The 12,661-nt window shown below is 72.6% G+C and carries 14 protein-coding genes; 8 read left to right on the forward strand and 6 right to left on the reverse strand.

Going from position 1 to position 12,661, the window contains the following annotated elements; translation table 11 throughout:
* The 5 genes from PCA76_RS02875 to PCA76_RS02895 all read left to right on the forward strand — a co-directional run bounded on the left by PCA76_RS02875 (position 1) and on the right by PCA76_RS02895 (position 4,874).
* Positions 1 to 2,247, forward strand: coding sequence for a heavy metal translocating P-type ATPase (locus PCA76_RS02875; protein ID WP_272615081.1), 2,247 nt, complete (start codon positions 1 to 3; stop codon positions 2,245 to 2,247).
* A 74-nt stretch (positions 2,248 to 2,321) separates the two neighbouring features.
* Complete coding sequence (locus PCA76_RS02880) at positions 2,322 to 2,495, forward strand: CsbD family protein (RefSeq protein ID WP_272615083.1); 174 nt, start codon at positions 2,322 to 2,324, stop codon at positions 2,493 to 2,495.
* Positions 2,496 to 2,658: 163 nt separating this feature from the next.
* Entirely contained in the window at positions 2,659 to 3,006 is a 348-nt protein-coding gene (locus tag PCA76_RS02885; RefSeq protein WP_272615085.1) for an ArsR/SmtB family transcription factor, read from the forward strand.
* Positions 3,003 to 3,272, forward strand: a complete 270-nt coding sequence (locus PCA76_RS02890; protein ID WP_272615087.1) for a hypothetical protein — start codon at positions 3,003 to 3,005, stop codon at positions 3,270 to 3,272. The genes PCA76_RS02885 and PCA76_RS02890 overlap by 4 nt, the downstream gene beginning before the upstream one ends.
* 123 nt (positions 3,273 to 3,395) lie before the next feature.
* Positions 3,396 to 4,874: an alpha/beta hydrolase gene (locus tag PCA76_RS02895; RefSeq protein WP_272615090.1), complete on the forward strand. Its 1,479-nt coding sequence runs from the start codon at positions 3,396 to 3,398 to the stop codon at positions 4,872 to 4,874.
* 57 nt (positions 4,875 to 4,931) lie between these two features.
* Here the strand turns inward: PCA76_RS02895 and PCA76_RS02900 are convergent, their stop codons facing one another.
* Positions 4,932 to 5,573: a class I SAM-dependent methyltransferase gene (locus PCA76_RS02900; RefSeq protein WP_272615091.1), complete on the reverse strand. Its 642-nt coding sequence runs from the start codon at positions 5,571 to 5,573 to the stop codon at positions 4,932 to 4,934.
* Positions 5,574 to 5,661: 88 nt separating this feature from the next.
* Here PCA76_RS02900 and PCA76_RS02905 point away from each other — a divergent pair, with 88 nt between their 5' ends.
* Positions 5,662 to 6,249: a helix-turn-helix domain-containing protein gene (locus PCA76_RS02905; RefSeq protein WP_272615092.1), complete on the forward strand. Its 588-nt coding sequence runs from the start codon at positions 5,662 to 5,664 to the stop codon at positions 6,247 to 6,249.
* Here the strand turns inward: PCA76_RS02905 and PCA76_RS02910 are convergent.
* The 4 genes from PCA76_RS02910 to PCA76_RS02925 all read right to left on the reverse strand — a co-directional run bounded on the left by PCA76_RS02910 (position 6,246) and on the right by PCA76_RS02925 (position 9,927).
* A complete protein-coding gene (locus PCA76_RS02910) occupies positions 6,246 to 6,872 on the reverse strand; it encodes a dihydrofolate reductase family protein (protein WP_272615094.1) in 627 nt (208 codons plus the stop codon). The two genes, PCA76_RS02905 and PCA76_RS02910, sit on opposite strands and share 4 nt — an antisense overlap.
* Before the next feature lie 35 nt (positions 6,873 to 6,907).
* Positions 6,908 to 8,125, reverse strand: coding sequence for an RNA polymerase sigma factor (locus PCA76_RS02915; protein ID WP_272619145.1), 1,218 nt, complete (start codon positions 8,123 to 8,125; stop codon positions 6,908 to 6,910).
* Between the two features lie 32 nt (positions 8,126 to 8,157).
* Positions 8,158 to 8,514 (reverse strand): YciI family protein, encoded by a 357-nt coding sequence (locus PCA76_RS02920; RefSeq protein ID WP_272619146.1) that lies wholly within the window; start codon positions 8,512 to 8,514, stop codon positions 8,158 to 8,160.
* Positions 8,515 to 8,661: 147 nt separating this feature from the next.
* Positions 8,662 to 9,927 (reverse strand): DUF2786 domain-containing protein, encoded by a 1,266-nt coding sequence (locus PCA76_RS02925; RefSeq protein WP_272615096.1) that lies wholly within the window; start codon positions 9,925 to 9,927, stop codon positions 8,662 to 8,664.
* Between the two features lie 219 nt (positions 9,928 to 10,146).
* On the opposite strand from PCA76_RS02925, the gene PCA76_RS02930 reads away from it, so the two are divergent.
* On the forward strand, positions 10,147 to 10,629 hold the full coding sequence (locus PCA76_RS02930) for a DUF2243 domain-containing protein (RefSeq protein WP_272615097.1): 483 nt from the start codon (positions 10,147 to 10,149) through the stop codon (positions 10,627 to 10,629).
* Entirely contained in the window at positions 10,626 to 11,507 is an 882-nt protein-coding gene (locus PCA76_RS02935; RefSeq protein WP_272615099.1) for a cytochrome c oxidase assembly protein, read from the forward strand. Before PCA76_RS02930 ends, PCA76_RS02935 begins: the two co-directional genes overlap by 4 nt.
* Before the next feature lie 24 nt (positions 11,508 to 11,531).
* Here the strand turns inward: PCA76_RS02935 and PCA76_RS02940 are convergent, their stop codons facing one another.
* On the reverse strand, positions 11,532 to 12,629 hold the full coding sequence (locus tag PCA76_RS02940; protein ID WP_272619147.1) for a CaiB/BaiF CoA transferase family protein: 1,098 nt from the start codon (positions 12,627 to 12,629) through the stop codon (positions 11,532 to 11,534).
* Between the last annotated feature and the right edge of the window lie 32 nt (positions 12,630 to 12,661).

Consider the following 12,661-nt stretch of genomic DNA (forward strand, 5'->3'; position numbering starts at 1 on the left):
ATGACCACCACCAGCAGACCGCTGCCCGAGGCACCGAACCGGATCGAGTTGTCGATCGGCGGGATGACCTGCGCCGCCTGCGCCGCCCGGATCGAGAAGAAACTCAACCGGATGGACGGGGTGAGCGCCACCGTCAACTACGCCACCGAGAAGGCGACCGTCCGGTACGCCGACGGCGTCACGCCGGACGACCTGATCGAGACCGTGCAGAAGACCGGGTACAAGGCCGCGCTGCCGGCCCCGCCGACCGCCGAGCCGCCGGCGGATCCGCTGAGCGCCCCGCGTACCCGGCTCTGGGTTTCGGTGGCGTTGAGCGTGCCGGTGGTCCTGCTGGCCATGGTCCCGGCCTGGCAGTTCGACTACTGGCAGTGGCTGTCGCTGACCCTGGCCGCCCCGGTGGTGGTCTGGGGTGGGCTTCCCTTCCACCGGGCCGCCTGGACCAACCTGCGGCACGGCGCGGCAACGATGGACACGCTGGTCTCGCTCGGCACCCTCGCCGCGTTCGGCTGGTCGCTCTGGGCGCTCTTCCTCGGAGACGCCGGGATGCCCGGGATGACGCACCCGTTCCGCTTCGACATCACCCGCACCGACGGTGCCGGCAACATCTACCTGGAGGCGGCCGCCGGGGTCACCGTCTTCATCCTGGCCGGCCGCTACTTCGAGGCACGATCCAAGCGGACCGCCGGTGCCGCCCTGCGCGCTCTGCTCGAACTCGGGGCCAAGGAGGTGGCGGTGCTGCGCGACGGGGTGGAGACGCTGATCCCCGTGGACCGGCTCGCCGTCGGTGACCGTTTCGTGGTCCGCCCCGGGGAAAAGATCGCCACCGATGGTGTGGTCGACGAGGGCACCTCTGCCGTCGACGCCAGCATGCTCACCGGCGAGTCGGTGCCGGTCGAGGTCGGCCCGGGCGACGGCGTGGTCGGTGCCACGATCAACGCGGGCGGGCGGCTGGTCGTCACCGCGACCCGGGTTGGCGCGGACACCCAACTCGCCCGGATGGCCGACCTGGTCGAGCAGGCGCAGAGCGGCAAGGCGGCCGTGCAGCGGCTGGCGGACCGGATCTCCGGCGTCTTCGTGCCCATCGTCATCACGCTGGCCGTGGGCACCCTCGGTTGGTGGCTCGGGACCGGCGCCGGCCCGACTGCCGCGTTCACCGCCGCCGTGGCCGTGCTGATCATCGCCTGCCCCTGCGCGCTAGGGCTGGCCACGCCGACCGCGTTGCTGGTCGGCACCGGCCGGGGCGCCCAGCTCGGTGTGCTGATCAAGGGGCCGGAGGTGCTGGAGTCGACCCGCCGGGTGGACACCGTGGTGCTGGACAAGACCGGCACCGTGACGACCGGCCGGATGACCCTGGTGGACGTGGTGCCGGCCAGCGGGGAGGACCGGGCCGAGCTGCTCCGGCTGGCCGGCGCGGTGGAGGCTGCCTCCGAGCACCCGATCGCCCGTGCGGTCGCGGCGGGTGCCGCCGAGGCGGGCGCGCTGCCCCCGGTGACCGGCTTCCGCAATCTCGAAGGGCTGGGCGTGACCGCCACGGTCGACGGGCGGGTCGTGCTGGTCGGCCGGGTCCGGCTGCTGCGCGAGCGCGAGATCGACGTACCGCCGGAGGTCGAGTGGGCCGTGCGCGACGCGGAGGCCGCCGGCCGTACGGCGATCGTCGCCGGCTGGGACGGGCGAGCGCGGGGCGTGCTCGCGGTCGCCGACGTGGTTCGGCCAACCAGTCGGGCGGCGGTGGCCCGGCTGCGCGCGCTGGGGCTCACCCCGGTCCTGCTGACCGGGGACAACACCATCGTGGCCCGCGCGGTCGCCGCCGAGGTGGGCATCGACGAGGTGATCGCCGAGGTACTGCCGGCCGGCAAGGTCGACGTGGTCAAGCGGCTCCAGGCCGAGGGGCGGTCGGTGGCGATGGTCGGCGACGGGGTCAACGACGCCCCGGCGCTGGCCCAGGCCGACCTCGGGCTGGCCATGGGCACCGGCACCGACGTGGCGATCGAGGCGTCCGACCTCACCCTCGTCCGGGGCGACCTGGACGCCGCGGTGGACGCCATCCGGCTGTCCCGCCGCACGCTCGGCATCATCCGGGGCAACCTGTTCTGGGCGTTCGGCTACAACGTGGCGGCCCTGCCGTTGGCCGCCGCCGGGCTGCTCAACCCGATGATCGCCGGTGCGACGATGGCGTTGTCCTCGGTCTTCGTGGTGGCCAACAGTCTGCGACTGCGCCGGTTCCGTCCGGCCGCCGGTGATCTGTGACGGCGGCAATGGTTGAACCGGCGACGGCGGGGGTACTGCTGAGGGCGTAGCGACGCTCGCAATGGAGGTTGGCAATGGGTATCGACGACAAGATCAACAACGCCAGCGAGGACGCGGCCGGCAAGCTGAAGGAAGGCGCCGGTCGGGCCACCGATAACGAGCAGCTCGAGGCTGAGGGTCGTACCGACCAGTCCGCCGCCAAGCTCAAGCAGGCCGGCGAGAAGATCAAGGACGCCTTCAAGAGCTGACGTACGACGTAACCCGCACGCCGGGCCGGTGATCATTCACCGGCCCGGCGTGCTGTGTGTCCGGCCTTTTCCGCGACCCTGAGATCCCCCTGATTCCGCTTCCGACCGGCACTGCCGCGCGGCGATACCTGCTAACTTCTGTTGGCATGTGCAAGGGCTGGTTATGAGCGCCGCTCCACCGCCGACCGGCGACGACCTGGTCCGGGTGCTGGCCACCCTGGCCAACCCGCACCGGCTGCGGGTCGTCGCCGCGCTGGCCCGCGAGCGTGCCTACGTCAGCGGGCTGGCCCGGCAACTGGGCATCAGCCGGGCGCTGTTGCAGGTCCACCTACGGAAGCTGGCGGCGGCCGGTCTGGTCACCGCCAGCCTGGAGTTGTCGGAGGACGGGAAGGCCATGAACTACTACGAGGTGAAGCCGTTCGTGCTCACACTCACCCCCGAGGTCATCGCGGCGGCGGTCAAGACGCTCACCGTGCCCGACTCGGGCGAGCAGCCGGGAGCGGAGCGATGAGCGAGCACGACTGGACCGAGGTGGTCGGAGCGATCGGCATCTTCGCTCTGCTCATCAGCGTGTTCACGGTGACCGTCGTCCAGCTCGCCAAGACCCGGCGGGCCCGGCTCGAATCGGCCCGCGCGGACGACTACCGCCGGCTCGCCGAGACGGCCGCTCAGGCCCAGGCGGAGAACGCCCGACTGCTCGCGGCGATGGATGGCCGGCTGGGCGGGATGGAGACCCGGATGACCACGCTCGAACGCGTCCTGCGCGAGGTCGACTGACCTGTCCCCCGGGAAGCCCCGGGCCGTCGAGCGGCTACTCGACGGCCCGGGTGGAAGCAGCATCACCTCGCCCAGTGGGCGAGTTTCACCGGTAACGCTCCTTCGAGGAGAGGACAGCACCTCATGCTGCGCGTACGCAAATCCGCTGTTGGCTGGGCGATCGCCCTGGCCCTCACGGCCGCCGGCCTGACTCCGGCCAGCCCGGCCGCCGCCCGGCTCACCATCGACTGGCGGCCCTGCGCCGAGGACGCCCTCGCCGATGACGCTCCCGCCGAATGCGGCACCCTGTCGCTGCCGGTCGACTGGAACCGACCACGGGGGGAGCGCTTCGACCTGGCGTTGGCCCGCCGGGTCGCCACCGACCCGGCCGCCCGGAAGGGTTCGCTGGTCTTCGGCCCCGGCGGTCCGGGCGACAGCGGGGTCGACCGGGTGGTGAACGGCAGTTCCCGGTTCAGCGCCGACCTGCGCCGCCGGTTCGACATCGTCAGCTTCGACCCGCGCGGCACCGGTGGCAGCCACCCGGTGATCTGCGCACGGGACCTGCTCGCCCGGCAACCGCAACTGATCGCCAATCAGGCCCAGTTCGACGCCACACTGGCCGGAAACGCGCTGCTGCGCGACGACTGCCGAGCCCGCACCGGGGCGCTCTACGACCACGTGGACACGACCAGCGCCGCTCGCGACCTGGACGCGGTCCGCGCCGCGCTCGGCGAACGGCAGCTCACGTTCCACGGCAGCTCGTACGGCACCCTGCTCGGAGAGCGGTACGCCGAGCTGTACCCCGACCGGGTCCGGGCCGTGGTGCTGGAGGCCACGATGGACCACAGCGTCGGCACTCGCGCCTTCCTGGACACCCAGGCCGTCACCGCGGAGGGCGCGTTCGACGAGTTCGTGGCCTGGTGTGCCCGCTCCACCGACTGCGCCCTGCACGACCGCGATGTCCGTGCCATCTGGGCCGGGCTGCACGCCAGAGCCGAGCGCGGCACGCTGACCGACCCGGACCGAGTCGGGGTACTGCTCCCCCCGTTCGAGCTGAGCCGGCTCGCGCACAAGAAGCTCTATGACACCTGGCGGTGGCCGGGGCTGGCCGAGTGGCTCGGCGAGATGGATGCTTCCGCCTCGCCGACCACCGCGCTCCCGGCCGACGCCAGGGCGACGGGTGACGCCGTGGCGCCGTACCCGTTCGCGGTCTTCTGCCAGGACTGGAGCCTGCCCGTCCGCGACTACCGGGAGTACGCCGGACACCTGCGCCGGGTGGCCCGGCTCGCGCCGGACCTGCGCTACCCGCCGGCACTGTTCGCCCTGGTCACCTGCCTCGGCACCCCGACGCCGGTCGCCAATCCGCAGCACCGGCTGCGGGTCCGCACCGACGTGCCGCTGCTGCTCGCCGCCACCGTGCACGACCCGGCGAGCGGGTACAACTGGGCCACCAACGTGGCGCGGCAACTGGGCCGGCACGGCGTGCTGCTCACGTACCAGGGGTGGGGGCACGGCAGCTACACCACCAGCGCGTGCATGGGGCGAGCCATCGACTCGTACCTGATCGACGGTGTGGTGCCGGCCCCGGGGACCACCTGCCCGGCCATCGAACCCGAGGTGTGACCGCGCCCTGCCGGCCGTCCGGCGTTCAGCTCCGCCGGACGGCCGGCAGCGGTGTGCTCAGGGGCGTCGGGTGGCGCGTACGACGACGTCGTGCAGCGTGTTCCCCTGGCCACCGGGGCCGGTCACCGTGCGGTGGTGCTCCTCGGCGGTGGTGATCTCCCACCTGGTGCTGTCCAGTCCGGCGGTGATGTCGGCGAGGGTGACCGACGCCTCGTCCGGTGGGTGGTGCCCGTGCCCGGTGGCTCCGGAGGTGTGCAGGTGCCCGACGATCAGCAGGGTGCCGCCGGGCGCCACCCACGCGGAGATGCGGTCGTAGAAGGCCAGTTGTGGCATCGCGGGGTGCGCGTAGTGCGTCGTGACCAGATCGAACTGCGCGCGCGGGTCCCAGGTCGTCAGGTCCGCTTCCACCCACCGCACGCGCTCGGACACCCCGCTGTCGCCCGCGCGCTCCGCGGCTCGGGTGAGAGGTTCGGAAGCGATGTCGACCGCGGTGACCTGCCAGCCGTGCGAGGCGAGCCAGATCGCCTCGGCTCCGGCGCCGCACCCGGCATCCAACGCGGAGCCCGGCACCAGGCCGCTGGTCTCACGGGCCAGGTACGGGTGCGCGGGACTCCCGCTCATGGCTCCGGGACGGTCGTGGTGCCCCTGGTGCCAGTGCCGCTCCCAGTAGTCCTTGTCGAATTCGTGTTGCTCGGTCATCTGCCTGTGCTCCTTCGCGGGTCACCACCGACTGTGACCGGCACGGGAGCGAGACGCAAAGCTTCTTGCCGAATGGCAAAATGGGGGCATGGACGAGAACTCGGACCGTACGCTCGATGCTGTCGGGCCGAGGCTGAAGCACCTTCGGCTCCGCCGTGACATCACGCTCACCGACCTCGCCGCGGAGACCGGCATCTCCGCCAGCACGCTGTCCAGGCTCGAAGCCGGCCTGCGACGCCCCACGCTCGAGCAACTCCTCCCGCTCGCTCGGGTCCACGGCGTGACGCTCGACGAACTCGTCGGCGCGCCACCAACCGGCGACCCGCGTATCAACCTGCGCCCCATCGCCACCAGCGACGGATCAACCATCCTGCCCCTGACCCGCAGACCCGGGGGGATCCAGGCCTACAAGTTCGTCCTCCCGACCGGGTCCGACGACCGCGTACCCGACCTGCGCACCCACGAGGGCTACGACTGGGTCTTCGTCCTCAACGGCACGTTGCGTCTCGTCCTCGGCGAGCACAATCTCATCCTCCAAGCCGGGGAAGCCGCCGAGTTCGACACCCGCACCCCGCACTGGTTCGGGGCCACCAGCTCTGGTCCCGTCGAGTTCCTCAGCCTGATCGGGAAGCAGGGCGAACGCGCACACGTCCGCGCCGCGCCGAAACTCGATTAGCGCACGACGCGGTAGCTCAGGTGCGTCACTGTCGGCCCGGCCACCACCGCCACCTGCTCCAGGTGCGGCGCGATGCCGTCGAAGAGCCGCTCGCCGCCCCCGAGCACGATCGGCACCAGGTGCAGGTGCAGAGTGTCGATCAGCCCGGCGGCCAGATACTGCCGGACCGTGCTCGCCCCGCCGGCGATCGACACCTGCCGGTCGCCCGCCGCCTCTCGCGCCTGCCGCAGCGCCGAGTCGATCCCGTCGGTGACGAATCGGAACTCGGTGCCGCCCCGCATCACCAGCGGCGCCCGGGGGTGGTGGCTGAGCACGAACACCGGGGTACGGAACGGCGGGTCGTCGCCCCACCAGCCCTGCCAGCTCTCGTCCCAGTCGCCGTCCCCGCCGCCGAACATCCGACGACCCATCACATACGCGCCGACGTCGCGGGTCATCTCCTCGACGATGTCCGCGTCGACACCCCGGTCACCGCCGGTCAGCCCGTGCTGCGCCCGCCAGGTGTCCAGGCCGAAGACCCACTCGTGCAACCGCAGGCCTCCCCGGCCCAGCGGATCCTGCCGACTCTGTTCCGGCCCCGCCACGTACCCGTCCAGCGAGATCGACAACTGACTGCTCACCATGTTCATGTCCCTTCGACTCCGGCGATCGCCGGAACTCATCGCGGCGTGGCCAATCGGGCGGCCCGCAGCTCCAGATACCGCTGCTCGGGAAGGCTCGTGGTGCCGCGCGCCGCGGCCAGGTAGGCCGCCCGCGCCGCCTCGGCGTCCCCGGCCAATTCGAGCAGGTGGGCCCGGACGGCGGCGAGCCGGTGATGCCCGGCGGTGCGCTCGTCTGCGTCGAGCGGTGTGAGCAGGGCGAGCCCGGCCCTGGGCCCGTCCACCATGGCTACCGCCACCGACTGGTTGAGGGTGACCATCGGGTTCGGCGCGATCCGGGCCAGCAGTCGGTAGAGCGCGACGATCTGCCGCCAGTCCGTCTCGGCCGCCGTCGACGCCTCGGCGTGCACCGCGGCGATCGCCGCCTGGAGCTGGTACGGGCCGGGCGGCGACCAGGTCAACGCCTCGGTGATCAGCGCGATCCCCTGCGCGATGGCGGCTGCGTCCCACCGGGTGCGGTCCTGCTCGGCCAGCGGCACCAGCTCCCCGTCCGGGCCGAGCCGGGCCGCCCGGTGCGCGTCGGTGAGCAGCATGAGTGCCAGCAGCCCGGCCACCTCGCCGTCGTCGGGCAGCAGCCCGTGCAGGATGCGGGCCAGCCGGATCGCCTCACCGGTCAGCTCGGCCCGGTGCAGGTCCGGGCCACTGGACGCGGTATACCCCTCGTTGAAGATCAGGTAGAGCACGCGGAGCACCGTCCGCAGCCGCTCGTTCCGCTCACCCGGTTCGGGCATGACGAACCGGGCCCCAGCGGCCTCGATCCGCTGCTTGGCCCGGCGGATCCGTTGGCTCATCGTCGCCTCCGGCACCAGGTGCGCCCGGGCGATCTGGGCGGTGCTGAGGCCGCCGACCGCACGCAGGGTGAGCGTCACCTGCGCCGATCCGGTCAGCGCCGGGTGGCAGCAGAGGAACAGCAGCGTGAGTGTGTCGTCGGCGTCCGGGACGGTCGGCTCCGCGTCGGCCGCCGGCGCCACCCCGGCGTACGCCGGCTCACGCAGTGCCACCGCCACCTCGCGGTCCCGGCGGGCGCTCTCGCTGCGCCACTCGTCGGTGAGCCGGCGGGTTGCCACGGTGAGCAGCCAGGCGCGGGGGTTGTCCGGTAGGCCCTGACCGGGCCACTGTGTCGCGGCGGCGAGCAGTGCCTCCTGGACCGCGTCCTCGCAGCGGTCGAACTGGCCGTGCCGGCGGACCAGCAGGCCGAGGACCTGCGGCGCCAGCATGCGCAGCAGATCCTCGACCGTCCGGTCGTCGGTCACATCTCCGTCCCGGCCTGCTCCATGACCGGGCGGACCTCCATGGCGCCGCCGTGCCGTACGTCCGGCCAGCGGGCGGCGATCTCGGCGGCCCTCTGCGGGCTGTCGCAGTCCACGGTCAGGTAGCCGGCGAACTGTTCCTTGCTCTCCATGAACGGCCCGTCGACGACCTCGGGGTTGCCGTCCACGAGCCGGACCGTGAACGTCTGCGACGGGTTGGCCAGCGCCTGGCCGTCGACCAGCTCACCGGTCTCGGTCAGCTCCTTCATGATCTCGTCGACCTCGCCGAAGAGGGCGGTACGGTCCTGCTCGGTCAGCTCCTCGGTGAAGCCGGGCCGGTTCCAGATCAGCAGCATGTACTTCACGGCGATGCTCCTCAGGCATTGATCGCACCCCGGTCGGGGGGCGGTTCACCGGAGGGTCGGAGCCGAGACCCCGTTCCCTACGGCGTACCGAAGAAAATCGCAGAAAAGTCCGCCGGTGGCGGTCCCACGCCGGTCGGGTCAGCGCGGGTCTGGCCGACCGGGCACCTGTCGGGGCTTGCGGCCCCCGCCCACGTCCAACGACGCCCGGTCGGCGGCCGAGGTGCCGGACGACCAGCCCTCAGCGTCCCGGACGCTGAGCCGGTGCCGGGTGACACCCGGGAACAGCGTGTCCAGCCGTTCCCGGACCGCCTCGCCCCGCGCGGCGAGCACCGGCAGCAGCCGCTCCGACCCGGCCGTCTCGGCTGCCGCCCGGTCCGCCGCGTCCGTTGCCGCCTCGGTGGCCGCGCGCAGCCGCTCGCCGATCCGCAGCGCGAACGCGTTGAGGAAGGACTCGTCCCAGACCTTCGTCCGCCGCCCCGACCCCGCCCGCCGCTCGGCGCGCCCCCGCAGCATCGCCCCGGTGGCCTGGACGAGCAGCGAGGTGTAGAGCAACTCCACCGCCACCAGATCGGCCGGCCAGCCCAGCACGGTGGCGAAGCCGAGATCGTCGGACCAGACCGCCTCGCACCTGTTCGCCGCCGCCACCTCCTGCACCAGCAGTGCCTTCGCGCCCGCGTACGGGGTGTCGGTGCTGAGCCGCACCCCGCCGGGCAGGTCGCCGCGCTCCGACCCGGCGGCCAGCAGCGCCTCGTCGATGCTGTGCCGGGCGATCAGCTCCTGCGCCTTACCGGTCAGCGCCTCCGCCTCGGCCGGGAAGGTCGTCGACTCGGCCTTGGCCAGCAGGGCCCGTACCCGGTTCAGCATCGGCGACCCGCTGCGGGTGCTACCGGCTGTCCGGGCGGTCGCCGCGCCGGTCGTGCCCGGCGGTGGGCGCAGCACCGCGATCGGCGGCAGGCCCTCCAGCAGCGCGAGTACGTCCACGGCTGCGCGGAGCGCGTCGGGCCGGTCCAGCCCGGCGTGTGCCGACCAGTAGGTCAGCACGGCCCGGTCGTCGTCCCACCGCACCTCGGCGGCCAGCTCTCGCAACTGCTCGTCCCACCAGGCCGGGACCGGCTCTGCCTGCTCGCGGCGTTGGACGGCCATCGCGTCGCGGACCAACCGGGCCGAGCGGGCGTCGAGCCGCCGGCTGATGATCCGGTCCACGTCGACCGGCTGCCAACCGCGCGGCCAGAGCCAGCTCAGGCCGCGGACCAGGCGACGCAGCAACGCGGCGTCCACCGCCGTGGTGCCGTCCGCCGCGCCGGTGCCGACCATCAGTTGGTCCAGCTGCCGTTCGGCCTGCCGTACGTCGGTACCGCGCACCGCCGCGAGTGCGTTGGCGACGAGTTCGTCCGCGTCCGGCACGGGCACCTCCTTCTCGCGCTTCGCTGCCTTCTCGGGATCCGCTGCCCCTCCAGGTTCAATGATCATGCCGTGAGTCGTGCGGGAGTCGCGAAACGGGGATGTCACCGGACACCTCGGTATCACCGAACTCATATCGATCGTCCGCAGTAACGCCGGAGGACATGATCCGTCCGGTTCGGGGTAGTTCCGTCCTTAACCGGCATGGATGCGAGGTGTGTGATGGCCGATCGGAGCCTGCCAGGCGCACGGACCGTCGACGTTCGTTCCTCCACGCTCGTCGGCGTCCTGATCGGCATCGCGATCATGGCCGCGGTGGACGAGATCGTCTTTCACCAGCTGCTGGCCTGGCACCACTTCTACGACCGGTCCACCCCGTCAGTGGCGCTGCTCTCGGACGGGCTGCTGCACGCCGCCGAGGTGATCGCCCTGGTCGGCGGGTTCTTCTGGTTCGCCGACCTGCGCCGGCGACGTGCCCTGTCGGCCCGGCTGGCCTGGGGTGGCTTCCTGCTCGGCGCCGGAGGCTTCCAACTCTTCGACGGGCTGGTCGACCACAAGGTGCTCCGGCTGCACCAGATCCGCTACGGCGTACACCTGGTGCCGTACGACGTGGTGTGGAACGTGGCCGGCGCGGTGCTGCTGCTGGCCGGCGCCGCCGTGGTCTGGTGGGCTCGGTCCCGCCGGCCGGACGACGGCCCCCGGTGACGGCGGTCCTCGCCGGCCTGCCGGGCTGGTCCGCGCCGCCCACGCTCGCGCACGGCGGACACGGGGCGGATGCGCCGAGCTGGTTTCCGTTGCTCCCGGTCGCGTTGCTGGCGGGCGGCTACCTGCTGGCCGCCGTACGCGACCCACGGGGGTGGGACCACCGCCGTACCGCCGCCTGGCTGGTCGGCTGCGCCCTACTGGCGGTTGCTGTCGGGCCGCTGGCCCAACTCCCCGAGGACCCACGCGGGCACATGGCGCAGCACCTGCTGCTCGGCATGCTGGCCCCGCTCGGGCTGGTCCTCGGCGCCCCGGTGACGCTGCTGCTGCGGGTCGCCCCGACGCCGGTACGCCGGGCGGTGGGCCGGCTGCTGCGCGCCCGCCCGCTGCACCTGATCGCCCACCCGGTCACCGCCGCGCTGCTGAGCACGGGCGGGCTCGCGCTGGTCCTACTCACCCCGCTGTACGCGGCGGCGGAGCGTCAGCCTGCTCTGCACCACGCCCTGCACCTGCACTACCTGGCCGCCGGATACCTCTTCGCCTGGTCGTTGGCGGGCCCGGACCCGGCGCCGCGTCGCCCGGGACTGGCGGTCCGGGTCGGCGCGCTACTCGGTGCGGCGGCCGGCCACGCCGTGCTGGCCAAGTACCTGTACGCGCAAGCCGGAAGCCTCCCGCCCGGCCTCACCAGCCGTGACCCGGCGGCATTCCAGTCGGCCGCCCAGCTCATGTACTACGGCGGTGACCTGGCAGAGCTGTTGCTGGCGACAGCCCTCTTCGCCGCCTGGTACAACCGCCCGACCCGGGCGCGGCACCCCCGGCCCTCCCCGTTGATCAAGAGGTTTGCGTCACCAGAGGACGGATCCTTGACGCAAACTTCTTGATCAACCCCGGGAGAGGTCCGGGGGTCAGGTGCGCTGCGGCCAGGCGGTGAGGATTTTTTCGACCGGTAGGGCGTCCTGCTCCGGGTCTGGGGCTGGGGTCGGGCGGGCGGTTGGCGTTCGGTCGAAGCGGGGTGCTGGGGCGGGCTGGATCTCGCCGCCCACCTCGACGAAGGTGTCCCGCGTGGCGTTGTGCGGGTGGTGGTGCGCCTCGCCCGGGGCGAGCACCGGCGCGACGCAGGCGTCCAGGTCGGCGAAGACCGCCGTCCACTCGGCCCGGGTCCGTTCGGCGAACCGCTCGGTGAACCGCTGGCGCAACTCGTCCCAGCCGCTCGGGTCGTACTGGTCGGGCAGGTCCGGGTCGTCGGCGAGGCCGAGGCCGCTGAGGAGTACGGCGTAGAAGGCTGGTTCCATCGCGCCGACGGCCATGAATCCACCGTCGGCGGTGCGGTACGTGTCGTAGAACGGCGCCCCGCCGTCGAACATGTTGCGCCCGCGCGGCGCGGCCCACAGGCCGGTGCCGAGCAGCCCGTGCAGGAACGAGGTGAGCAGCGCCGAGCCGTCCACCATCGCCGCGTCGACCACCTGGCCGAGACCGGAGCGTTCCCGTTCCAGCAGTGCGGCCAGCACGCCGACGGCGAGCAGCATGCCGCCCCCACCGAAGTCACCGAGCAGGTTCATCGGCGCGTACGGGCGCTCACCGGCGCGGCCCAGCGGCTCCAACGCCCCGGCGACCGCGATGTAGTCGATGTCGTGCCCGGCTCGGGCTGCCAGCGGGCCGTCCTGACCCCAGCCGGTCATCCGCGCGTACACCAGACGGGGGTTGCGGGCCTGGCAGACCTCCGGCCCGAAGCCGAGCCGCTCGGCAACCCCCGGCCGGTACGCCTCGACCAGCACGTCCGCCCGCTCCACCAGACGCAGCAAGTCCGTCACTCCGGTCGGGGATTTCAGGTCCAGCGTGGTGACCCGCCGGCCGCGCTGCAACGGCCCGCCGGTTGGCGCGGCGAGCCGTCCCGCACCCGGCCCACCCGGCCGGTCCACCCGCACCACGTCCGCGCCCAGGTCAGCGAGCACCATGCAACCGAACGGCGCCGGGGCGAGGCTCGCGAGTTCGACCACCCGCACCCCGGCGAGCGGCCCACCGCGCGCCGTCGCAC

The organism is Micromonospora sp. LH3U1 (genome assembly GCF_028475105.1).
Lineage (GTDB): Bacteria > Actinomycetota > Actinomycetes > Mycobacteriales > Micromonosporaceae > Micromonospora.